The organism is Mesorhizobium sp. WSM4871 (genome assembly GCF_055811295.1).
In genome coordinates this window covers 99,662-120,297 of record NZ_JBVVPU010000014.1, presented here as the reverse complement: position 1 = coordinate 120,297, position 20,636 = coordinate 99,662, and the positions used below count along the sequence as shown (strand labels likewise).

Annotated in this window: 19 protein-coding genes; 10 read left to right on the top strand and 9 right to left on the bottom strand. The window is 64.1% G+C overall.

The annotated features are described in order from the left end of the window. The first annotated feature begins 91 nt into the window (after positions 1–91). From AC0L2H_RS26325 to AC0L2H_RS26290, 8 genes are all read left to right on the top strand, one after another. Positions 92–535, top strand: coding sequence for an SRPBCC family protein (locus AC0L2H_RS26325; protein WP_473592963.1), 444 nt, complete (start codon positions 92–94; stop codon positions 533–535). A 16-nt stretch (positions 536–551) separates the two neighbouring features. Then, the gene (locus tag AC0L2H_RS26320) at positions 552–1,346 is read left to right on the top strand and encodes an FAD binding domain-containing protein (RefSeq protein WP_473592962.1); all 795 of its coding nucleotides are present in this window, start codon (positions 552–554) and stop codon (positions 1,344–1,346) included. Between the two features lie 53 nt (positions 1,347–1,399). Further along, positions 1,400–1,882, top strand: a complete 483-nt coding sequence (locus AC0L2H_RS26315) for a (2Fe-2S)-binding protein (protein ID WP_473592960.1) — start codon at positions 1,400–1,402, stop codon at positions 1,880–1,882. A gap of 14 nt (positions 1,883–1,896) precedes the next feature. After that, positions 1,897–3,264, top strand: a complete 1,368-nt coding sequence (locus AC0L2H_RS26310; protein WP_473592958.1) for a xanthine dehydrogenase family protein molybdopterin-binding subunit — start codon at positions 1,897–1,899, stop codon at positions 3,262–3,264. Between the two features lies 1 nt (position 3,265). Beyond that, positions 3,266–4,276, top strand: a complete 1,011-nt coding sequence (locus AC0L2H_RS26305) for a xanthine dehydrogenase family protein molybdopterin-binding subunit (RefSeq protein WP_473592956.1) — start codon at positions 3,266–3,268, stop codon at positions 4,274–4,276. A gap of 9 nt (positions 4,277–4,285) precedes the next feature. After that, on the top strand, positions 4,286–5,182 hold the full coding sequence (locus AC0L2H_RS26300) for an AAA family ATPase (protein WP_473592955.1): 897 nt from the start codon (positions 4,286–4,288) through the stop codon (positions 5,180–5,182). 241 nt (positions 5,183–5,423) lie between these two features. Further along, positions 5,424–6,560, top strand: coding sequence for a vWA domain-containing protein (locus tag AC0L2H_RS26295; protein ID WP_473592954.1), 1,137 nt, complete (start codon positions 5,424–5,426; stop codon positions 6,558–6,560). After that, complete coding sequence (locus AC0L2H_RS26290) at positions 6,560–7,447, top strand: amidohydrolase family protein (protein ID WP_473593029.1); 888 nt, start codon at positions 6,560–6,562, stop codon at positions 7,445–7,447. Before AC0L2H_RS26295 ends, AC0L2H_RS26290 begins: the two co-directional genes overlap by 1 nt. A 49-nt stretch (positions 7,448–7,496) precedes the next feature. On the opposite strand, the gene AC0L2H_RS26285 is transcribed toward AC0L2H_RS26290, so the two are convergent. The 7 genes from AC0L2H_RS26285 to AC0L2H_RS26255 all read right to left on the bottom strand — a co-directional run bounded on the left by AC0L2H_RS26285 (position 7,497) and on the right by AC0L2H_RS26255 (position 16,778). Then, positions 7,497–7,904, bottom strand: coding sequence for a carboxymuconolactone decarboxylase family protein (locus AC0L2H_RS26285; protein ID WP_473592953.1), 408 nt, complete (start codon positions 7,902–7,904; stop codon positions 7,497–7,499). A 374-nt stretch (positions 7,905–8,278) separates the two neighbouring features. Beyond that, positions 8,279–9,775 carry a sugar ABC transporter ATP-binding protein gene (locus AC0L2H_RS26280; RefSeq protein WP_473592952.1) on the bottom strand — a complete coding sequence of 499 codons (1,497 nt, stop codon included), beginning with the start codon at positions 9,773–9,775 and terminating at the stop codon, positions 8,279–8,281. After that, entirely contained in the window at positions 9,775–10,830 is a 1,056-nt protein-coding gene (locus AC0L2H_RS26275; protein WP_473592950.1) for a WD40 repeat domain-containing protein, read from the bottom strand. Before AC0L2H_RS26275 ends, AC0L2H_RS26280 begins: the two co-directional genes overlap by 1 nt. Next, positions 10,827–12,950, bottom strand: coding sequence for an ABC transporter permease (locus AC0L2H_RS26270; protein WP_473592948.1), 2,124 nt, complete (start codon positions 12,948–12,950; stop codon positions 10,827–10,829). Before AC0L2H_RS26270 ends, AC0L2H_RS26275 begins: the two co-directional genes overlap by 4 nt. An 84-nt stretch (positions 12,951–13,034) precedes the next feature. Beyond that, positions 13,035–14,060 (bottom strand): sugar ABC transporter substrate-binding protein, encoded by a 1,026-nt coding sequence (locus AC0L2H_RS26265; protein ID WP_473592947.1) that lies wholly within the window; start codon positions 14,058–14,060, stop codon positions 13,035–13,037. A gap of 58 nt (positions 14,061–14,118) precedes the next feature. Beyond that, the gene (locus tag AC0L2H_RS26260; protein ID WP_473592946.1) at positions 14,119–15,105 is read right to left on the bottom strand and encodes an ABC transporter permease; all 987 of its coding nucleotides are present in this window, start codon (positions 15,103–15,105) and stop codon (positions 14,119–14,121) included. Positions 15,106–15,344: 239 nt separating this feature from the next. Further along, positions 15,345–16,778 carry a DHA2 family efflux MFS transporter permease subunit gene (locus AC0L2H_RS26255; protein WP_473592945.1) on the bottom strand — a complete coding sequence of 478 codons (1,434 nt, stop codon included), beginning with the start codon at positions 16,776–16,778 and terminating at the stop codon, positions 15,345–15,347. A gap of 180 nt (positions 16,779–16,958) precedes the next feature. Between AC0L2H_RS26255 and AC0L2H_RS26250 the strand changes: the two genes are divergently transcribed. Together AC0L2H_RS26250 and AC0L2H_RS26245 are read left to right on the top strand one after the other, a co-directional pair. After that, entirely contained in the window at positions 16,959–17,960 is a 1,002-nt protein-coding gene (locus tag AC0L2H_RS26250; protein WP_473592944.1) for an ornithine cyclodeaminase family protein, read from the top strand. After that, positions 17,957–19,438, top strand: coding sequence for an HAL/PAL/TAL family ammonia-lyase (locus AC0L2H_RS26245; protein ID WP_473592942.1), 1,482 nt, complete (start codon positions 17,957–17,959; stop codon positions 19,436–19,438). The genes AC0L2H_RS26250 and AC0L2H_RS26245 overlap by 4 nt, the downstream gene beginning before the upstream one ends. A gap of 31 nt (positions 19,439–19,469) precedes the next feature. On the opposite strand, the gene AC0L2H_RS26240 is transcribed toward AC0L2H_RS26245, so the two are convergent. Together AC0L2H_RS26240 and AC0L2H_RS26235 are read right to left on the bottom strand one after the other, a co-directional pair. Next, on the bottom strand, positions 19,470–20,270 hold the full coding sequence (locus AC0L2H_RS26240; protein ID WP_473592941.1) for a 3-methyl-2-oxobutanoate hydroxymethyltransferase: 801 nt from the start codon (positions 20,268–20,270) through the stop codon (positions 19,470–19,472). A gap of 35 nt (positions 20,271–20,305) precedes the next feature. Further along, entirely contained in the window at positions 20,306–20,620 is a 315-nt protein-coding gene (locus AC0L2H_RS26235) for a MocE family 2Fe-2S type ferredoxin (RefSeq protein WP_473592940.1), read from the bottom strand. Between the last annotated feature and the right edge of the window lie 16 nt (positions 20,621–20,636).

The window sequence follows — 20,636 nt, the reverse complement described above, 5'->3', positions numbered from 1 at the left end:
CTCCTTGATAGGTGCTCAAGACGCATTGATAAGCGCCGCCGACGCCGGCGCCCTATCCTTCCCAGCAGCCAATTTGCAAGGTAACATCCATATGGCAAAAGTAACCATCTCCAGCGTCATCGACGCACCGGTCGAAAAGGTCTGGGCGCGCATACGCGACTTCAACGGCTTGCCGGGCTGGCATCCGCGCATGGTCGAAAGCCATATCGAGGACGGCAAGGATGCAAGCGCGATCGGCTGCGTGCGCAATTTCCAGCTCGCCAGCGGCGCCCGCATCCGCGAAAAGCTGCTCGATTTCTCCGACGACAATTTCCTGGTCAGCTACTCCATACTGGAGACGCCGCAGCCGCTGACCAACCACAAGGCGACGTTGCAATTGCGGCGCGTGACAGACGGCGACCGCACCTATGCCGAATGGACCGCCAGCTTCGACGCAGCACCCGAAGAAGCCGACAAGCTGGCCGAAGGCATGGGCGCCAATGTCTTCCAGGGCGGCTTCAATGCCCTGAAGAGCCATTTTGCCGGCCAGAGCTGATAAGCAGGAGCATGCCATGGCGCTTGCCCTCCAGACTTTCTCCACGGTGAAGGATGCCGATGCGGCGCTGAAGGCGGCCGGCACCCGCTATCTCGGCGGCGGCACGCTGGTCGTTCGCGCCACCAATGAAGGCGACGTATCGCTCTTAAGCTTCGTGCGCTCGACCGAGCCGTCGTTGTCGACCATAGCCGTCTCCGGCGGCAAGGTCCGACTTGGCGCCTCGGTGACCATGGCGACGGTCGCCCGTCATCCGGATCTCGCCTCTCTTGCTCCTGCCGCGCGCGCTGTCGGCGGTCCGGCGATCCGCAATATGGCGACCGTCGGCGGCAATCTGTTCGCACCCGCGCCCTATGGCGATTTCACGGTCGCGCTGCTGGCGCTGGACGCAACCGTCAGCACCGATGACAGCGAGATGCCGATCGAGGAGTTCTTGACCAACCGGGATGGCAGCCGCGCCGTCGTAACATCGGTCGCTTTCGCGCTTCCACCACACAACGGCTTTCGCTTCCTGAAGGTGTCGCGGGTCAAGCCCAAAGGCGTCTCTGTGCTGAGCATTGCCGCGGTGCTGGAACAGGCGGTGGACGGCACCGTGTCCTCGGCACGGATAGCGTTCGGCTGCATGGCCGATCGCCCGATGCGCGCCAAGGCAGCCGAGAAGGCGCTGCTCGGCAGCAAGCTCACCAAGGATGGCATCGTACCGGCGCTGGCCGCTGCGGGCGAAGGCACCTCGCCCATCACCGACCCGATCGCCAGTGCCTGGTATCGCAATGAAGTCCTGCCGGTCCATCTCGGCCGGCTGCTGCTTGCCTGAGAGTACGTTGGGGCGCGGGCTTTGCCCACGGGCAGGCCCGCAAGGAGGAAAACATGGCAAAGGTCCCGGTTCAGTTCACGCTCAACGGCGCGGAAAAGGCCGAATTCATCGACAGCGGCACGACGCTGCTTCACGCCTTGCGCGACAAGATCGGCGATACCTCGCCGAAAGGCGGCTGCCACCAGGGCACCTGCGGCGCCTGCTCGGTCATCATCGACGGCGAACTCCGGCTCTCCTGCCTGACGCTGGCCGAGACCTGCAACGGCGCCGCCATCACCACGACTTCGGGGCTGTCGGAAGGCGGCGTGCTGCATCCGCTGCAGCGCGCCTTCCTCGACGCCTTCGCCACCCAATGCGGCTTCTGCACGCCGGGCATGATCATGGCGGCCAAGGTGCTGCTCGACCATACGCCCAACCCCAGCCGCGACGAGGTGGTCGAGGCGCTGTCGGGCAACATCTGCCGCTGCACCGGCTACGAGCCGATCATCCAGGCGGTGCTGTCCGCTGCGCGATCCAGTTCGCAGCACGCGGCTTGAGGGGAGTCAAAAAGATGGAACTCCGCAAGAGCTACTTCGCCGACCAGCGCAAGGACGATCTGCACGAGATCGGCCAGCCCCGGCCGCGCTCGGATTCGCCCGGCCACGTCACCGGCAAGACCGCCTATTTCGCCGACCGCAACTTTCCCGGCATGCTGCACCTGAAGATGGTGCGCAGCCCGCACCACCATGCCCGCATCCGTTCGATCGACACTTCGGAGGCGGAAAAGCATCCGGGCGTGGTGAAGATCCTGACGGCCAAGGACGTGCCGCACAATGTCTACACCATCCTCATCCTGATCCAGGTCGGACCCGAGGACGAGACGGTGCTGGCCGACGGCAAGGTGCGCTGGAAGGGCGAAGCCGTGGTGGCGGTGCTGGCCGAGACCGAGCGCGCCGCGCAGGAAGCGGCCGCCAAGGTCAAGGTCGACTATGAGGTGCTGCCGGCCGTGTTCGACATGGAGGAGGCGCTGAAGCCCGGCGCGCCGATCGTCAACGAATATCACGGCCAGAACCACTATCTCTATGACAGCGGCGAATGCCGCAAGGTCCGCTTCGGCGATGTCGAGGCCGGTTTCGCCGGCGCCGATCACATCCTGGAACAGACCTACCAGTCTTCGCCGATCGAGCACGCGCCGACCGAGACGACCGGCTGCATCGTCGCGCCCGAAGGCAATGACCGTTTCACCTGCTACACCAACACGCAGGCGATGTTCTTCACCCTCGACAATGCCTCGATCATCTTGCAGATGCCGGGCAGCAAGCTGCATTTCGTCGGTGGCACCGTCGGCGGCGGCTTTGGCGGCAAGGTCGACGTCATAGTCGAACCGATCGCCATCCTCGGCGCCAAGCTAACCGGACGACCAGTCTGTTTCATCTACAGTCGAGAGGAGGAGATGCAGATCTCTTCGCCCCGCGCGGCCGAAAAGGTCGTCATCAAGGACGGCGTCATGAACGACGGGCGCATCGTCGCCCGCAAGGTCACCGGCTACACCGATGCCGGCGCCTATTCGCGTCACTCGCCCTATGGCGCGCAGAAGGGCGCGGGCCACTATCCCGGCCCCTATACCATCCCCAACGTCTGGATCGACACCTACTGCGTCTACACCAACCGCACGCCTTCCTCGGCCATGCGCGGCTTTGGCGTCACCATCGGCGATTTCGCACTGGAGGTGCAGATGGACAAGCTCGCCCGGCTGATCGGCATGGACCCGCTCGAATTCCGCTTCATCAACGCCTATCGCGACGGCGATATGAAGGCGCACCGCCAACCGACCGAGGGCGCTGCGCTGATCGAATGCATGCAGGAAGCTTCGCGCGCCGCCAACTGGCCGGTGGCGGAAAAATACATGGCCATGTCCTCCTACGCGAAGGGAGCTTGAGATGGCGATCAGGCGCGGACGCGGCGTCGCCGCGATCAATTATCCGACCGGCATGAATCTCGGCGGCGACCCCACCCAGGCGCTGGTGCATTCGACGCCGACCGGCAATTTCATGGTCACGCTCTCCAGCGTCGATCTTGGCCAGGGCATGAAGCAGATCATGGCGCAGATCTGCGCCGAGACGATCGGCGTGCCGACCGACCGCGTCGTCGTCGACACCGCCGACACCGATACAGGCCCGCACTGCATGGGCACCTTCGCCTCGCGCGGCACGCACCGCGCCGGCAACGCCGTCATCCAGGCGGCCAAGGAGGCCCGCCAGGTGATGCTGGAGGTGGCGGCCGAGGAGCTGGAAGTGAATGCGTCGGACCTCGAGACCGACGGCCAGGGCAACATCCTGGTCAAAGGGGCGCCGCAAAAGTCGATCTCGATCTTCGATGTCGCGCTATCGGCCCATTTCAAGCGCGGCCGCTCGATCTCCGGCCGCGGCATGTTTCTCATCCCACGCTCCTATCCGGAGAAAGAAACCGGCGCGATGAAGCCGTCGACCTGCTACGCCCATGCCTGCACGGTCGCCGAGGTCGAGGTCGATGACGAGACCGGCGAAGTCACCGTGCTGACGGTGAAGAACATCTTCGAGATCGGCCGCGCCCTGAACCCGAAAATGGTCGAGCAGCAGCTCGTCGGCGGTTCGTGGATGGGCATCAGCCACGCGCTCTACGAGACGACCGAGCCCTATTATCCCAACCGCGACCATGGCGGCACCGACTTCAACCAGTACCTGATGCCGGGTCCCGGCGACCTCGCCGAAACCGAGATCATCGTGCTGGAACGTCCCTCGGCCGATGGCCCCTACGGTGCCAAGGGACCGGGCGAGATGTGCGCCAACCCGCAGATTCCCGCCGTGGCGAACGCTGTCTTCGACGCGGTCGGCGTGCGCATCGACACGCTGCCGATCACGCCCGAGCGCATTCTGCGCGCCTTGAAAGCGCAGGCCGGCGCGCCGAACTGAGTGTTGGAGATGCCCAGGACAAGTGACCGCACTGCAAGCGCCGGGACCATCGCAACGTCGCCGGAAGCGGTGGCAGAGCGCCTTGCAGCATCGCGTTATCTCGCCGACGAAAGCCTGGCGACCGCGATCTTCCTGGCGATAAGGCTGGGCAAGCCGCTGCTGCTCGAAGGCGCGCCGGGCGTCGGCAAGACCGAAGCGGCCAAGGCGATCGCCGAAGTGCTCGGCCGCGATCTGGTGCGGTTGCAATGCTATGAAGGCATCGACGCCGCGCATGCGCTCTATGAATGGAATTACCAGCGCCAGTTGCTCGCCATCCGCCACGCTGGCGAGCATGAAATCGATATCTATGACGACCGGTTCCTGATCGCGCGGCCGTTGCTGCAGGTGCTGAAGGCCCCACAGGAGCGCGTGCTGCTGGTCGACGAGATCGACCGTTCGGATCATGAGTTCGAGGCGCTGCTTCTGGAATTCCTTTCCGATTTCCAGATCAGCATTCCGGAGAGAGGCACCATCCGCGCAACGGCGCAGCCGATCGTCATCCTGACCTCCAATCGCACCCGCGAACTTGCCGAGGCGCTGCGCCGTCGCTGCGTCTACCACTGGATCGGCTATCCCGACGCCGAGCGCGAGGCCGAGATCATCATGCTGCGTGCCGGCGACGTTGCCGAGGCTACGGCGCGCGCCGTGGCGGCGGCCGTGCAGACCATCCGCGCCCGTCCGCTGGCCAAGCCGCCAGGCATCGCCGAAGCAGTCGAATGGGCCAATGCCGCCACCATTCTCGAAAAAGGCGGCAGCCCGTGGCCGGAAGCTTTTCGCCGCGCCATCGGCGTGCTGATCAAGGACGAGGAGGACCTGTCCTATATCGCGCCACAGCTCGGACGGATCGTCGAGGAGGCGCTGGCGTGATGAGCAACCGAAACGCGCTAGCGCGATACCCGAGGTCTAGTGCGCAACGTTGGCGGGATAGCACCCCCCTCTGTCCTGCCCTCTTTGCCAAAACTTGGCATCTCCCCCTCAAGGGGGGAGATCGGCTATCATCCCGGCTTTCGCTCATCTCCAGCGTTGCAGATCTGAGCGAAGCGCCGAAGCTGCCAATCTCCCCCCTTGAGGGGGAGATGTCCGGCAGGACAGAGGGGGGCGCGAAGGAATGATGCGGGGAGAAAGCTTGCCCCGCGCCGCAGCACCTTTTCTCGGCTTCGGCCGGCTGCTGCGCCGCTACGGCTTCCCGGTTGCGCCAGAGCAAATATCCGGCTTCATGCAGGCCGTGACGCTGCTCGGGCCACGCTCCATTGCCGACATCCACGAAGCCGCCCTCGCCACGCTGGCGCCGACGCCCGATCGCCGCGACGAATTCGAGGCGCATTTCCAGAGCTATTTCTACGGCAACACTTCTGCCGTGGTTGAAGGAGATACGGACGAGGAAACCCGCATCAAGGATGATGGCGGCGCCAATCACGAACAGATCGAAGCCGAGCGACAGGAGGAAGGCGGCGAGCTGTCCTCGGCCATCGAACAGTTGAGCATGCGCGACTTCCAGCGCGATGATGCCAAGCTAAGCGCCTTTCGCCGCAAACTGGCATCCGCCTTGCCCGCACGTCGTTCCTTCCGCACAGTGCGCACCCATTCGCGTGGCAAGCTCGACCTGCGCCGCTCGCTGCGCGAAATCGTCAGCGCCGATGGTGACGTCCCCTCGCCGCTTTTGCGCCGCCGCCAGACCGTGCCGCGCAAGCTGCTGCTGCTGATCGATGTCTCCGGTTCGATGAAGCTGCACACCTCGGACTACCTCAAGCTGGCGCATGCCGCCGTGCAAGGCGCGGACCGCGCGGAGATTTTCACCTTCGGCACCCGGCTGACCCGCATCACCTCGGCGCTACGCATCCGCGACTGCGATCAGGCGCTGGCCCGCGCCGCCGCGCAGGTCGACGACTGGGATGGCGGCACCCGCATGGGCCCGACCCTGCTCGCCTTCCTTTCGGTACCTCGCTTTTCCGCTTTCGCCCGGGGTGCGGCGGTCGTCATCCTCTCGGATGCACTGGAGCGCGGCGACCATGCCGAGTTGGAGACCGCGATGCGCCGTTTGAGCGCCCGTGCCTTCCGGCTGTCGCTGGCGACGCCATTGGCCGGCGACCCGCGCTTCCGCCCGGCAACGGCGGCGCTAAGCGCCATCCTGCCGGTGCTCGACGATCTCGTCGATGGATCGTCGATCTCGGGTGTCACCGATTTCATCCTGTCGCTCGCCCGCCCCGCTCCGGCGGCCGCGGCAATCTGGAAAAGGGTTTCATGATGCAGAAGACGATCGACGCGCATTTCCATATCTGGCGCCAAGAGGACCAGCCCTGGCTGGTCGGCCCGATGGTGCCGCGCATCTTCGGCCCCTACGAACCGATCCGCCGCGACTATCCGATCGAGGAGTTCCTCGCCGACCAGCGCGGCTCGGGCGTCGAGAAGGCGGTCTACGTCCAGACCAACTGGGCCAAGGAGGATTTCGAGAAGGAGGTCGCCTTCCTGCAGAAGACCGCCGAGGAGACCGGCTGGCCGCATGCCATCGTCGGTTACGCCGACATGACCGTCGACGATGTCCGCCCCCAGATCGACCGGTTGAAAAAATATCCGCTGCTGCGCGGCGTGCGCATGCAGTTGCACTGGCACGAGACGCTGGCCTTCCGCTTCGCCGCCTCGGCCGATCAGGTCATCGACCCGAAAGTGCGGGCCAATGTGGCGCGGCTCAGGGATTATGGCCTGTCCTTCGACCTGCAACTCTTCCCCGCCCAGATGAAGGACGGGCTGACGCTGGTCGGCGAGAACCCCGAAACCAATTTCATCCTCACCCATGCCGGCATGTTGACCGGCATGGAGCCGGAGACCACGGAGGCCTGGAAGGCAGGCCTGCGCACCCTTTCGGCGGCGCCCAACTTCCACGCCAAGCTCTCCGGCCTCGGCACCTTCGTCCATCGCAACGACCCGGCGCTGATCGCCTACATCGTCGACAATGCAATCGATATTCTCGGCAGCGATCATCTGATGTTCGGCTCGAATTTCCCGATCGAGAAACTGTGGACCAGCCACGCCGAACTGATCAAGGCGCATCGCGCGGCGGTGGGCAAGCATGGCGCGGCGGCCGAAGCGGATATTTTCTGGAACACGGCGGAGAAAGTGTATCGGCCGGCATAGCGCGGCGCCTTGCCTTCTTCCCTGCGGGAGAAGGTAAACGAGGCCCGCCCTACTTCACCTCGAACTGCGGATCGACCGGGATCTGCATCGCCGTCACCATCTGATTGGTCTGCCCCGCCAGACCGATGATCGACACCAATTCGCCATGCTGCACGTCGGTCATGCCCTTGGCGCGGGCTGCCGCCGTGTGCGAGTGGACGCAATAGGAGCAGCCATTGGCGGTCGAGACGGCGATGTAGATCATCTCCTTGGTCAACGGGTCGATGGCGCTCTCGGCGACCATCACCGCCTTGAGCTGTTCCCAGACCCGCTTCAGCGAGACCGGATCATTGGCCAGCCCGCGCCAGAAATTGTTGACAAAATCGGATTTGCGCGTCGCGCGGATGTCGTCGAACACGGCCTTCACCGCGGGAATCGCCTCGACCTCGGCATCGGTCAGAAGTTTCGTCGTGGCCATGGCATTTCCTTTCGTTGAATCAGGTTTTGAGCAAAGGCGGCTAACCGGTTCGGCCGATTCAGTTTCTACCGCGAAGTAGCGTAGAATCGTGGAGGTTGGCCGAAGCACCTCAGCGTCGTCATCCCAGCGCGGAGCAGCCGCGAAGCGGCGTCGCGAAGACCCTGGGATCCATGCCGTGACCTCTCGCGAGGAGTGCAACGGAGCAGAATTCCGGATCGCCGCAACGCTTGGAAGTCACGGCATGGATCCTGGGGTCTGCGCCGCGTCGCTTCGCTCCTTGCTTCGCCCCAGGATGACGAAGCGATGGGCGTTTCTGCCGATCTCCAAAGCATGCGCCAACGACCACCGGACATGTCGACCCTCTACGCCAAGCTCTAATGCACGGCCGCGTACATGATCTTCTCCTCCGTCGCCTCCGCCGGCGAGAACTCCTCGACGATGCGGCCCTGCCGGCAGACCAGGATGCGGTCGGACAGGTTCATGATCTCGGGCAGATAGGACGAGATGACGACGACGGCGAGGCCTTCGTCGGCCAGCCGGTTGATGATCTGGTGGATTTCGGCGATAGCGCCGACATCGACGCCGCGCGTCGGCTCGTCGAAGATAACGATGCGCGGCTGCTGCACCAGCCCCTTGCCGATCACCACCTTCTGCTGGTTGCCGCCTGAAAGCTCGACCACGCGGGCATTGTCGTTGATTGCCTTGACGTTCAGGGTTTTCGTCCATTCGGCCGAGAGCGCCCGCATCTCCTGCGCATTGATTATCCAGGCCTTTTCGCGGCCCGCCGCCAGGTAGCCGCCGAACAGGTTCTCGGCGACATCCATCGTTTCGAAAATACCTTCGCTCTTGCGGTCCTCGGTGACATAGACGATGCCGTCCGCCACAGCCTCGCTGGGCACGAGATAGCGCACGGGCTTGTCGTCCAGCTCGATCGTGCCACCGCGCAGGAAGTCGCGCTTGTAGATGCCTGAGACGATCTTGAAGGTCTCGGTGCGGCCGGAGCCGATCAGTCCGAAGACGCCGGTGATCTGGCCCTCGAAGATCGAGAAGGAGGTGTTGCGCACGACATTGCCCATCGAAATGTCCTGCACCGACAGCACTTTCTTGCCGGCCTTGCGCAACCTGGCCTCGTCGCGCAGCTGGTAGAGCTGTCCCGACAGCGTCCGCCCGACCATCGCCGCTATGATCCTGTCGCGGTCGAAGGCCGATGCGTCGTCGGTGATCACCAGTTCACCGTCGCGCAGGATGGTGATGCGGTCGGCGATCAATAGCGCCTCTTCCAGCGCGTGGCTGATGAAAACGATCGAAACGCCATTGCCTTTGAGCCGGCGGGTCAGCGCGAAGAAGTGCCGCTTCTCCTCTGGCGTCAGGGTGGCGGTCGGCTCGTCGAAGATGATGATCTCGGCATTGTGGTGGACGGCGCGCGCGATCTCGACCATCTGCCGCTTGGCCGCGCCCAGCGTCGCCACCATGGCGTTGGGATCGACAGGAAAATTCAGCGACTGCAGAAATTGCTGCGCCGAGATGTAGGTGCCGCGCAGCCGGTTGAGGAATTTTTCCGTGCCGAGATAAAGGTTCTGCGCCACCGTCATCGACGGCACCAGGCTGGTCTCCTGGAAGACCATGGCGATGCCGGCTTCGAGCGCCGCGTGTGGCGAGGCGTAGGCCATCTCCTGCCCCTTGTGGATCATCTTTCCCGAGGTTGCGTCAACGACGCCGGCAATGATCTTGGTCAGCGTCGACTTACCCGCGCCGTTCTCGCCAAGCAGAGCGTGGATTTCGCCCTTGCGCAGGTCGAAGCTGACATTCTTCACCGCGGGCACGCCGCGATAGGTCTTGGTGATGTTTTCGAGGCGGACGATCGGTTCCATCAGAATCCTCCGGACGCAAGATCGATGGCCAGGAGACAGTCGCCGCCCTTCGAGGCGATGAACAGCCGGCCGCCCTTTTCCGCCACACTGGTAATGCCGTGGCGCGTGCCGTTGGCGCGGCTGTGCAGGCTGAATTGCGGCCGCATGTTCCGGTCGAGCTTGACCACCAGCCCGTAGGAACGGCTGGGCGACCATGGCTTGTGGATGCCCATGGTGCGGATGCCGCCGCATTGCAGCGGCTCGAGGAAGCTGCGGTTGGAAGCCAGCGCCGGCGCGATCCAGAATTCGGGCGGCACCTCGGCTATCATTTCGTCGCGATAATGCGTTTCCTGCAGCACGAACTCGATCAGCCGGTTACGCGGCGCAAACAAGGTCAGCCAGGCGCCGCCGTCGGCGGATGGTGACAGCCGGGAGGGATAACCGGGCAGATGCGCCAGCACCGTCGAGCCGCTGCCGGTCGTGCCATCGAAACGAAGGAGCTGATGGCGCCAGCTTTCGCTGACCAGCACGTCCCTGCCGACAGGATGCAGCCCATAGGGGAAGGCGATGTCGCCGGCGAGCTTACGGAAGTCACTGCCTTGGGGTTCGCGCCTCCACAACGAGCCTGACGCGCCCTTCTTCATCAGGTCGGCGGCCCATTGCGAGGGCGCATGCTCGGCCGAACCATTGGCCAGCCACAGCGTTCCGTCCGCCGCATAGGCGAGCGCCGTGATGCAGCGGATTTCGGCTGGAAGCACCGCCTCCATGCCTGATATCAGCAACTTGCCGCTTTCGAGGCCAACCGTGAGGTCGCCGGAAGGCGACACAGTGAGCGCGGTGACGGGAGACGGGAATGCCTCGACCACGGCAGGCTCGGCACCTCCGGCAATCGCAAAGACGGCATTGCCGCTGGAAGCCAGCAGGCGGTCGCCCGTTGCGGCCAGATTGTCGGGCTCGATCAGCGTGGAAAAGACCGGGGCATCGTCCAGCACCGTGTTCGGCCGAAAGGCGCCGTCGAGCGGCGGGATGGTCACCGCCTTGCCGCGAAAGATGTCGAGGATCGGATCGAGTATCATGATGTCGCCCCCCAATAGGAGGCCGGGCTGGTCCAGTTCGGATCGGCGCCGGGAATCCTGTAGCGGCCGATGCGGTTGTTCAGGATGCCGCCGACGAAGAGATAGCCCTTGTGCTCGCGCATCGAGGTGACCATCGAATGGGCGGCGCCCGAGAGATCGCCCATCGCCTCGACGATGCCGCCCGTCTCGTTGAACTTGACCACGCCGCCGGTGTTGATGTTGGGAAACAGCCACTCGTCCTGCGGCAGGCGGCGCGTCATGCGCTTGCGCATGTCGGGATGGCGCAGCGAGAGATCGAAGCTCGGCGTGCGCATGCCGAGCCAGGCCATCCAGTAATTGCCGTCGGAGGCCCGGTTGATGTTGTCGGGATACCCCGGCATGTCGCGGATCACGCACTCGGCGGTGCCTGCTTTCGGCCCTTCAAGCCAGTAGCGGTGCACCCGGCAGGCCCAGCTCTCCGCAAAAAACAGCGACTTGCCGTCATGCGCCATGCACACGCCGTTGGTGTAGCGATAGCCGTCGAGCAACGTTTTCGTCGAACCGTCCTTCGGATCGTAGACGAGCAGCCGCCCGGTGGCGCGGTTCTCGATCGAATCCAGCGCCCAGTCATGGGCGTCGTAGCGCTTGGTCGAGTCGGTGAAATAGATGCGCCCGTCCGGCGCTATGTCGCAATCGTTGGGATCGCGCAGCCGCGCATCGTCGACGATCGAGGTCCACGAGCGCGACGTCTCGGCCGACAGCTGCTTCACCTCGCGCTGCGGCGACACCGAATAAAGCCCCATGGCGCCGACGCAGGAAATCAGATTGCCTGATTTGTCGAAGGCCAGACCCAGCGGAAAACCGCCGATATGTGCGAACACTTCCGAGCGCTTGTAGTCAGGTGCGAAGAAACGAACGATCTCGCCGTGACGGGTGCCGCAATAGAGATGATCGTCGCGGTCGAGAATGACGTCTTCCGGACCTTCCAACTCGCCGAGTCCGATATGGTCGGCACCCGACAGCCGGTTGTCGAGTTCGTAAGACGTGCCGGAGCCGGCGGCGGCCGATTGCGTCGCACCCATCCTGAGATAGACCGGCGCGACATAGACCTCGTTCAGCACCTTGTCGCGGTTCTTCAGCCAGCGGATGTCGATGGTGACGGCGACGGCCAGCATGATGCCGAGCACCATCTGGTTGGTGCCGGTGCCGTAGCCCAGCCGGATCAGCCCGTTGGTCATGGTCAGCACGATGATCGCGCCCATCAGCCCCTTGACCACCGAGCCGCGCCCGCCGCCCAGACTGACGCCGCCGACCACCGCCGCCGTCAACGCCATGATCTCCAGGTTGAGGCCGGTTCCCGGCCCTGCCCCGCTCAGCCGGCAAGCGATGAGAAAACCGCCGAGCGACGCGCAGAAGCCCGAGAACACATAGGTCATGAACACGGTGCGGCGCACGCGAATGCCGGCATTGTGCGCCGAGCGCCTGGAGCCGCCGACCGCCAGCACATGCCAGCCGGGCCGCGAGCGTGTCAGCGCGACATGGGTGATGATGGCCAGGATGATAGCCGCCCATACGGCGACCGAAAGACCCCAGAAGGTGCCGTCGCCGATGAAATCCAGCACATCCGATGTGGCGCTGGAAAGCTGCACGTCGGCGGCATAAGTGGTGACCAGTATGTCGAACAGAGCCCGACCGAAGATGAAGGTGACGAGTGTCGTCAGGAAGGCGCGCAGCCTGAAATAGCCGATGAGGTAGCCGTTGATCGCGCCGAACAGCAGTCCGGTGGCGATCGACGCTGCAAGCGCCAGCCATACCGACTGTTCGAGGATGAAGAAGACATAGACCGCCGAAAAGCAGGAGAGCGCGAAGATCGAACCGACCGAAAGGTCGATGCCGCCGCCCAGCATGACCACGGTCATGCCGGTGACGAGCAGCGAGAATTCGCCGAGCTGGCGGGTCGAATCTTGCAGCGCCGTCAGCTTGAAGAAGCCTGGAATGAGCGAACCGAACACGCCGAGCGTCGCCACCAGCGCCAGGAACGGGATGGCGTTGTCGGTCCAGCGCTTGGTCAGGATCTCGCCGACCAGATGGTCGGGCACGAGATTGTAGCGCCAGGACTGGAGGCGTTCACGAAAGGACATAGGGCTACTGCTGTGATTGCATGAGGACACGAGGTGGCTGGATTGTTCCGGCCACCTCGTTGAGGCTTGTCTTGAACCTGCGGTTTACTTCGCCGCCGCTTCGGCCTGCAGCGCCTTCAGGTCCCAGCAGCTGTCGGGCTTGAGATCGGCTTTGGTCGTCGCCTTCTCCAGCGTGTAGATATAGGTCTTCGACGTGCCGGCCGGCTGCCCGCTCTGCAGCAGGAACTTGATGATGGCGTTCATGTCGCCCGACTGACGGGCAAGGTCGGTCATGACAACCGCGCCATAGGTGCCGTCCTGCAGCTTGTCGCAGTCGGCGGTCTTCTCGCCGCCGCCGGTGGTGACCAGGAACACCTTGCCCTCGAGCTTGGCGTCGCGGATAGCGGCGGCCGCGCCGGTGGCATCGCCGTCCCAGAAATCGATGATGGCGCAGATGTCGGGGTTTTGCTGCAGCATCGTCGTCGTCACGTTGCGCGAGGTCGTCGCATCCCAGTTGGAATCCGGCTTGGCCACGACCTTGAAGTCGGGGTTCTTTTCCAGCACCTTCATGATGCCGGCATATTGGTAGAGGCTCGACGAATTGGCCTGGTCGCCCTGCACCAGCCCGAGCTTCTTGGAGGAATTCGGGCCGCAGCCCTTGATCGCAGCCTCGGCCTCGAGCTGGCCGAGCCGGTCCCAGTCGCTGCCGACAAAGGCATCGGCGGGAAAGTTCGCGGGGTTGTCGACCAGCAGCACATAGGTGCCGGCGGCCTGTGCCTTCTTCATTAGCTTGGCATAGGAGTTGAGGTCCGGCGAATGGATGATCAGCACGTCCGGCCTGGTGTCCGAGGAGATCGCGTCGGTGATCGCCTGCGCGCCCGCATCGACGACCCAGTTCGGATCGCGCGTCTCGAAGGTGCCGCCCCAGGCATCGACTTCCTTCTTCAGGAAATGTGCCCAGCCCTGTGCCAGGTCGAAGCCCATCGCCATCGGAATCAGCATCACGCGCTTGCCCTTGAGCGCCTGCGAATAGGCGGCGGGACCGGGATCCTCTGCGGCAAAGCTTGGCGCGACGAAGGCCGAGACGGCGAATACTGCCGCTGCCGCCATAAATGTCCTGATGATTTTCATGTCACATCCTCTGGTTGGTTATGATTGTTCGCGGCCGGCCCCAACCGTCCGCGTCGGCCTAGATGTCGCCCTGCTGGGCAGTCTGCTCGTCGCGCGGGTTGATGAAACCGTCGACGATGATCGCCCCCAGCAGGATCGCTGCCTTGATCAGGTTCTGGTAAAGCAGCGGAATGTCGATGATGGTCATGGCGTTGAGCAGGATGCCGATCAACGCCGCGCCGACCAGCACATTGCGCACCCCGCCCCGCCCGCCTGAAAGCCCGATGCCGCCGATCACCGCCACCAGCACAATGTCGTAGAGCAGTGTGGAATTGACGATGCGGGTGTTGATCGAATGCAAGCTGGCCGCCGTCAGCAGCCCTGCAACCAGGGCCACGAAGGCCGAAAGCACGTAGCGCAGCACCAGCATCGGGCGCACCGGAATGCCGATGTTGCGCGCAGCAACCGGGTTGTCGCCGGCGAAATAGATGTAGCGGCCCCATTTGGTAAAGCGCAGGAACAGGAAGAAGACGAAGGCCAGCCCGGCGAAGATGAAGACTTCGATCGGGATGTCGAGGAAGCGCAGGCCACCCAAAAGCTCGACCCAATGTCCCTGAGGCACCGGCACGGCGTCCTGCGAGATCAACTGCGAACGCACATAGCCGAAGACGAAGGATCCGGTGGCGAGCGTGACGAAGATCGCCGGAACGTCAGCATAGGCCACCAGAAAGCCGTTCAAGAGCCCGATGGCGAGAACGCCGGCGAGCACATAGGCGAAAGCCAGCCCGTCTGGCGTTCCTGAATTCAGCAATTGCAGATACCAGGCGACCGACATCGCCATGATCGCCACGGCGGACAGGTCGATGCCCCGGCCGATGATGACAATCGCCATGCCGAGCGCCAGGATGCCCAGCACCGACACCGAGCGCACGATGGCGACGAGATTGTTCGGGTCGATGAACCCCGGCAGGCCGATCGCGGCGGCTGCGAACAGCACGACCGCAATGGCAAAGACAATGCCTTCCTGGTTCAGGCTCCTCCAGTTCGGCCAGCCGATTGCATTCATTGCCCGGTGTCGCCTTCGCCCCAGGATGGCTACGCCCTGCTCCCTCTGCGGCCATCCGAAATGAAAGCTAATCGGCTCAGGACCAACTCGTCAAATGAATCCGCGCATTGCCCGCCGGCATGCGATGAGATTCTGCTGTGGATGCATCGATTGCCGAAGCTGGCGTAATGGCGCACGAAATGTCTGCTTCAAGACGAAAGGAACAGGCGGAATTTTATTTCCGCGATTGGCGTAGAATTTCAGTTGCGCGGAAGATGACCCGAAACCTCGGCACCGGCGGTCACCGGTAATGCCAGGAAGCGCAAGGCTGCCACCACTCCAATGGCGCCGATCGCCAGAAAGGCGAGACGGAAATCGACGAGGTCGAGCGCCGGCCCGCCCCTGGCGATCTGCGACAGGTTGAGCAGCGCCGCCGCCACCGCTACCCCGAACAGCATCGCCACCTGCTGCAGCATGCTGGACAAGGTCGCGGCCGAACTGCGCTGCTGTGGTGCCACGTCGGCGAAGGCCAGCGTGTTGAGCGCGGTGAACTGCATCGAACGCGTCAGCCCGGCGATCAGCATCAGCGCCACCACCAGCACCTGCGGCGTCTGCGGCGAGATCGCCGCGCAGGCCATGATCGACAGCGATGCGATGACGCCGTTGATGATCAGAACGGAACGGAAGCCGAAGCGTCGCAGCGTCGGCGTCGTCACCGCCTTCATGCCGAGATTGCCAAGGAAATAGGCCAGGATCATCAGGCCGGCATCGACCGGGCTCAGCCCGAAACCGACCTGGAACAAGAGCGGCAACAGGAACGGCGTGGCGTTGATGGCGACCCGGAAGATCGTGCCGGCCGTCAGCGTCGATATGGCGAAAGTCTGCACTTTGAAAGCGGAGAGATCGAGCAGCGGATGTTGAGTACGTGCGAGATGCCGCACCGCCACCCAGCCGACGAGAATGCCTGTGCCGAGCAGCGCCACGGTCGGCAAGATGCCGTCTTCCGGATGTGCGATGCGTTCCAGGCCATAGAGCAGGCAGGCAAGCCCGACCGAGGTCAAAAAGAAACCCGGCCAGTCGAGCGGCTTGGTTTCGGACTCGCGGTCGCCGGAAATGAAGCGGGCGACCAGCGCCAGCCCAGCCAGCCCAAGCGGAATGTTGATGAAGAAGTTCCAGTGCCAGGAGAGATAGGTCGTGATGAAGCCGCCAAGCACCGGCCCGATCACCGGCGCGAACAGCGCCGGCCAGGTGATCAGCGCCGTGGCGTTGAGCAGCTCGGATTTCGAGGCGTTGCGCAACACCAGGATACGGCCGACCGGTATCATCAGCGCGCTACCCAGGCCCTGCACCGCGCGCGCGGCGACGAACTGGGTGAGGTTCTGTGAGACGCCGCAGGCAACTGAGGCCAGGGTGAACAGGGCGATGGCGATAAGGAAGATATCGCGCGCGCCAAAACGGTCGGCGAGCCAGCCCGACAGCGGCACGAACACCGCCATGGTCAGCATGTAAACGGTGATGCCGATGCTCATCGCCACTGCCGGCACGCCGAAAGACTGGCCCATCTGCGGCAGCGACGTCGAGATGATCGTCGAATCCAGGAGCTGCATGAAGAAGGCAACGGCGACGATCAGCGCCACGCGGCGCGCCTGTGTCGCGCTTTCGGGCAAGGCTTCGTTCTCGGGAATGGCGGTCATGAACGGAACTGTACGAAATCTCTCCCGAGCCACTGGGACCAACAAATTGTCCGGCAAATCGATGACGGACCGGTTTGAACAGCATTTGGCCGGCTTCGTCCAGAGATGGACCAACAAACTTTCGTGTCGCGTCGCGGCCTGTTATGGGATGGCTGGGGCCTTCCTGGGAATCGTACACGCATGAAGCCAATCTACATCGACTATCTCAACGCCCTCGACATCGAGGCCCTCGCAATGACCGATGCCGAGATCATCGCTGCGGTCGAGGCCGGCCTGGTGGCGCAGGGCAACGGCCAGACAGTGATCGAGCCGCGCGTCCATCTCGAGCCGGACCCGTCCTTCCACGGCCATTTCAATGTCTTGCGCGGCTACGTTGCGCCGCTGGATGCGGCCGGCGTCAAGATCGTCGGCGACTATGTCGACAATTACCTGCACGGCCTGCCGTCGGAATTCGGCATCCTCAACCTATTCGATCCGCGCACCGGCACGCCGCGCGCCATACTCGACGCCACCGTCATCACCGATATGCGCACCGGCGCCGTCACCGCCATCGGCGCCAAACATCTGGCGAAAAAGACATCGAAGGTGCTCGGCCATGTCGGCGCGCGCGGCACCGCCTACTGGAATGTGCGCCTGCTCGACCATCTCTTCGACTTCGACGAGATCCGCGTCCATTCGCGCCGGCCGGAAAGCCGCGACGGCTTTGCAGCGAAGCTTGCCGCCGATCTCGGCAAGAAGGTTACGGCGGTTGCCGACTGGAAAAGCTGCGTCGATGGCGCCGACATCGTCGTCGAGGCCTCGCGATTGCCGGAGCCGCAGCCGCTGCTCAAAACCGAATGGATCAAACCCGGCGCGCTGGTGGTGCCCTATGGCACGATGAGCGCGGTGGAGCTGTCCTTGACCGACATCATGCAGAAGATGGTCGTCGACGATTGGGGCCAGTGCAAGGGCGGCAAGTTCGGCTCGCTGCGTGCCCATGTCGAGAGCGGACGGCTGAGCGAACAGACGCTGCACGCCGAACTCGGCCAGATCGCCGCCGGCCTCAAAACCGGCCGTCAAAGCGATGAAGAGACCATCCTGTTCTGGCATCGCGGCCTGTCGCTGTCCGACATTGCGCTCGGCAAGGCGATGCTGGCCAAGGCGCAGGCGCAAGGCATCGGCCAGAGGCTGCGCTTCGCATGAGTGCGCTCATCCTGACCGGCGCCGGCGTCAGCATCGAGGATGTCGCCTCGGTCGCCCGCGAAGCGCGGAAGGCGGACGTCGCACCCGATGTGATGGAGCGGCTCGACAGAGCGCGAAAGATACTCGACCAGGCCGCCGCGTCCGGCCAGCAGATCTATGGTCTCAACACCGGGCTCGGCGCCAATCTCGGTACCTCGGTGGAGGGCGACGCCAGCGCGTTCCAGCGCCAGCTCCTGGAGGGGCGCAGCGGCGCGGTCGGCGAAGCACTGCCGGTCGAGACCGTGCGGGCAACGATGTTCGCTCGGGCGGCGATGCTGTCGGCGGGCGGCTCCGGCCTGTCGCCTGCCGTGTTTGACGCGCTGGTCCAGGCGCTCAATGCCGGCGTCCATCCGGTGATGCCGTCGCTGGGCTCGATCGGCGCCGGCGATCTGGTGCTGATGACAGCTCTTGCCCGCTTGCTGATCGGCGAAGGCGAAGCCGACTACCAGGGCCGGCGCATGCCGGCGGCCAAGGCGCTGATGATGGCGCGCCTGGCGCCGGTCAGCCTCGCGCCCAAGGACGGCCTGTCGCTGATCAACGCCTCGGCAGTCTCTGCCGGCAGTGGCGCGCTTGCAGTGGTCGACGCACTATCCGCCTTCGCACAGCAACAGCAGGCGGGCGCGCTGACGATGGAAGCGCTCGGCGCCAACCGCACAATTCTCGATTCGCGGCTCCAGACGGCGCGACCTGCTGCCGGCCAGCAGCAGGCCGCACAAGCACTACGCGATCTGCTGGCGCGCGAAGAGGCGCTGACGCCGAAGACCTTGCAGGATCCGCTATCGATCCGCTGCATGCCGTCGATCCACGGCGCGCTGATCGAGGCGATCGGTCAGGCAAAGCGTGCCGTCGAGATCGAACTCAATGCCGCCGCCGACAATCCGCTGGTGCTCGGCGACGACGGCATGGTGCTGTCGACCGGTAATTTCCACACTGCGTCGCTGGCGCTCGCCTTCGAGACGCTCGGCCTCGCCATCGCCCAATGTGCAGCGGCTTGCGCCGCCCGCTTCATCCAGCTTACCGGCTCCAGCCGCAACGGCCTGCCCAAATATCTGTCGCCGGTCGGCGGCGCCTCGGCCGGCTTCGTGCCGCTGCAAAAGACTGTGGCGGCGATCCTGGCCAGCATCCGCCACAAGGCCAACCCGGTGATGCTCGACTTCCTGCCCGTCTCAGAAGGCGTCGAGGACCATGCCACGCAAACGCCGCTGGCGGTTGCGAAGTGCGCCGAGATGATCGTGCTGTGGCGGCGGCTGATAGCCTTCGAGCTGATGGCCGCGGCACAGGCCGTCGATCTGCGTGACTGTTTGGTGCTGGCGCCGGGAACAAGCGCGATCCATGCCGCTGTGCGCGCGCACGTATCGAGCCTTAGGGAAGACAGGCCCCTCGGACCGGATGCCGAACCGCTTTACGCCTCGCTCGCCGGCGGCGCCTGGCAGGCGTAGCAGCGACCGACGGGCAACAACGTAGGAGCGCTCAGCCCGCGCCGACCTTCTTCATGAACAGGCTGAGTTCGTTGGGGTCCATGTGCACGATGTGCCTGTCTTCCGGGTAGGCGCCGCTGTTGACGTCGGCGACATATTCCGAGAAAGCGGCGACACGTTCGGCTTGCAGGCGATCGTATTCGGCGGCGAAATTGCGATAGACCTTCGAATGGCGTGGCATGTGGCCACGGTTCTGGCCGAGTATGTCGTCGGCGAACAGATATTGCGCGTCGCAGCCGGTGCCCGCACCCATCGACAGCATGATCAGCGAAGTGCGTTCCGATATCGCTTTGGCCACCTCGACCGGCACCACTTCGATCTCGGCGCCGACAGCGCCGGCAGCCTCCAACTGCTTGACCGCCTCGAAAACCTGCATGGCGGTGTCGGCGGTCTTGCCGACCGCCTTGAAGCCGCCGGTCCAGGTCGCGCGGGATGGAATGAGCCCAACATGACCGATCACCGGAATGGCGTCATCAGCCATCCGCTTGATGGTGGCATAGCCGGCGCTGCAATAGACGGCATCAGCGCCGGCCTTGTAGAGCCGGAAAGCCCAGCGGACAAAGTCGTCTGATGTGCCGATCTCGTAGAAATTGTCGCCCGGCATGGTGAACAGGCTGGGCGCGGCCTCGCGGTATTCAGGATTAAGCACCAGCTCCGGCGGCACCGAGACGATGTCGACGCCGGCCCGCTCGGCCGCCTCGGCCTCGTCCATCGTCAGCACACGCAGCATCGTCAATTGCCGCTCGCCCTTGATGGCGCGCAGGTCAGCGATCGTAGGTCTTTTCCGGCTCATCGATTTTTATCCCCTTGTGATTGCTGTCCAGTGGCTCAGCCGATCTGGATCAGCACCTTGCCGGCCTCGACCTTTGCCGGGTAGGTCATCAGATTGACGCAGACGGGCGCCCCCTTGGCCTGGCCGGTCTTGTAGTTGAAACGGCCATTGTGCTTCGGGCATTCGATGATGTCGTCCATGACCAGCCCGTCGGCCAGATGCGCCTTCTCATGGGTGCAAAACCCGTCCGTGGCGAAGAACTCATCATCCGGCGAACGGTAGATCGCGAAGGTGCGGCCGCCATGATCGAAGCGAATGACGTCCTCTTCCTCGACATCGTCAACGGCGCAAGCCTCTACCCAATCGGCCATCTCTATCTCCTGAAAT

Coding starts and splice junctions, on each gene's coding strand:
- AC0L2H_RS26240 (WP_473592941.1), bottom strand. CDS start 20,270: ATGAGCCGGAAAAGACCTACGATCGCTGACCTGCGCGCCATCAAGGGC.
- AC0L2H_RS26305 (WP_473592956.1), top strand. CDS start 3,266: ATGGCGATCAGGCGCGGACGCGGCGTCGCCGCGATCAATTATCCGACC.
- AC0L2H_RS26300 (WP_473592955.1), top strand. CDS start 4,286: ATGCCCAGGACAAGTGACCGCACTGCAAGCGCCGGGACCATCGCAACG.
- AC0L2H_RS26260 (WP_473592946.1), bottom strand. CDS start 15,105: ATGAATGCAATCGGCTGGCCGAACTGGAGGAGCCTGAACCAGGAAGGC.
- AC0L2H_RS26295 (WP_473592954.1), top strand. CDS start 5,424: ATGATGCGGGGAGAAAGCTTGCCCCGCGCCGCAGCACCTTTTCTCGGC.
- AC0L2H_RS26265 (WP_473592947.1), bottom strand. CDS start 14,060: ATGAAAATCATCAGGACATTTATGGCGGCAGCGGCAGTATTCGCCGTC.
- AC0L2H_RS26235 (WP_473592940.1), bottom strand. CDS start 20,620: ATGGCCGATTGGGTAGAGGCTTGCGCCGTTGACGATGTCGAGGAAGAG.
- AC0L2H_RS26285 (WP_473592953.1), bottom strand. CDS start 7,904: ATGGCCACGACGAAACTTCTGACCGATGCCGAGGTCGAGGCGATTCCC.
- AC0L2H_RS26325 (WP_473592963.1), top strand. CDS start 92: ATGGCAAAAGTAACCATCTCCAGCGTCATCGACGCACCGGTCGAAAAG.
- AC0L2H_RS26315 (WP_473592960.1), top strand. CDS start 1,400: ATGGCAAAGGTCCCGGTTCAGTTCACGCTCAACGGCGCGGAAAAGGCC.
- AC0L2H_RS26245 (WP_473592942.1), top strand. CDS start 17,957: ATGAGTGCGCTCATCCTGACCGGCGCCGGCGTCAGCATCGAGGATGTC.
- AC0L2H_RS26250 (WP_473592944.1), top strand. CDS start 16,959: ATGAAGCCAATCTACATCGACTATCTCAACGCCCTCGACATCGAGGCC.
- AC0L2H_RS26255 (WP_473592945.1), bottom strand. CDS start 16,778: ATGACCGCCATTCCCGAGAACGAAGCCTTGCCCGAAAGCGCGACACAG.
- AC0L2H_RS26290 (WP_473593029.1), top strand. CDS start 6,560: ATGCAGAAGACGATCGACGCGCATTTCCATATCTGGCGCCAAGAGGAC.
- AC0L2H_RS26320 (WP_473592962.1), top strand. CDS start 552: ATGGCGCTTGCCCTCCAGACTTTCTCCACGGTGAAGGATGCCGATGCG.
- AC0L2H_RS26280 (WP_473592952.1), bottom strand. CDS start 9,775: ATGGAACCGATCGTCCGCCTCGAAAACATCACCAAGACCTATCGCGGC.
- AC0L2H_RS26310 (WP_473592958.1), top strand. CDS start 1,897: ATGGAACTCCGCAAGAGCTACTTCGCCGACCAGCGCAAGGACGATCTG.
- AC0L2H_RS26275 (WP_473592950.1), bottom strand. CDS start 10,830: ATGATACTCGATCCGATCCTCGACATCTTTCGCGGCAAGGCGGTGACC.
- AC0L2H_RS26270 (WP_473592948.1), bottom strand. CDS start 12,950: ATGTCCTTTCGTGAACGCCTCCAGTCCTGGCGCTACAATCTCGTGCCC.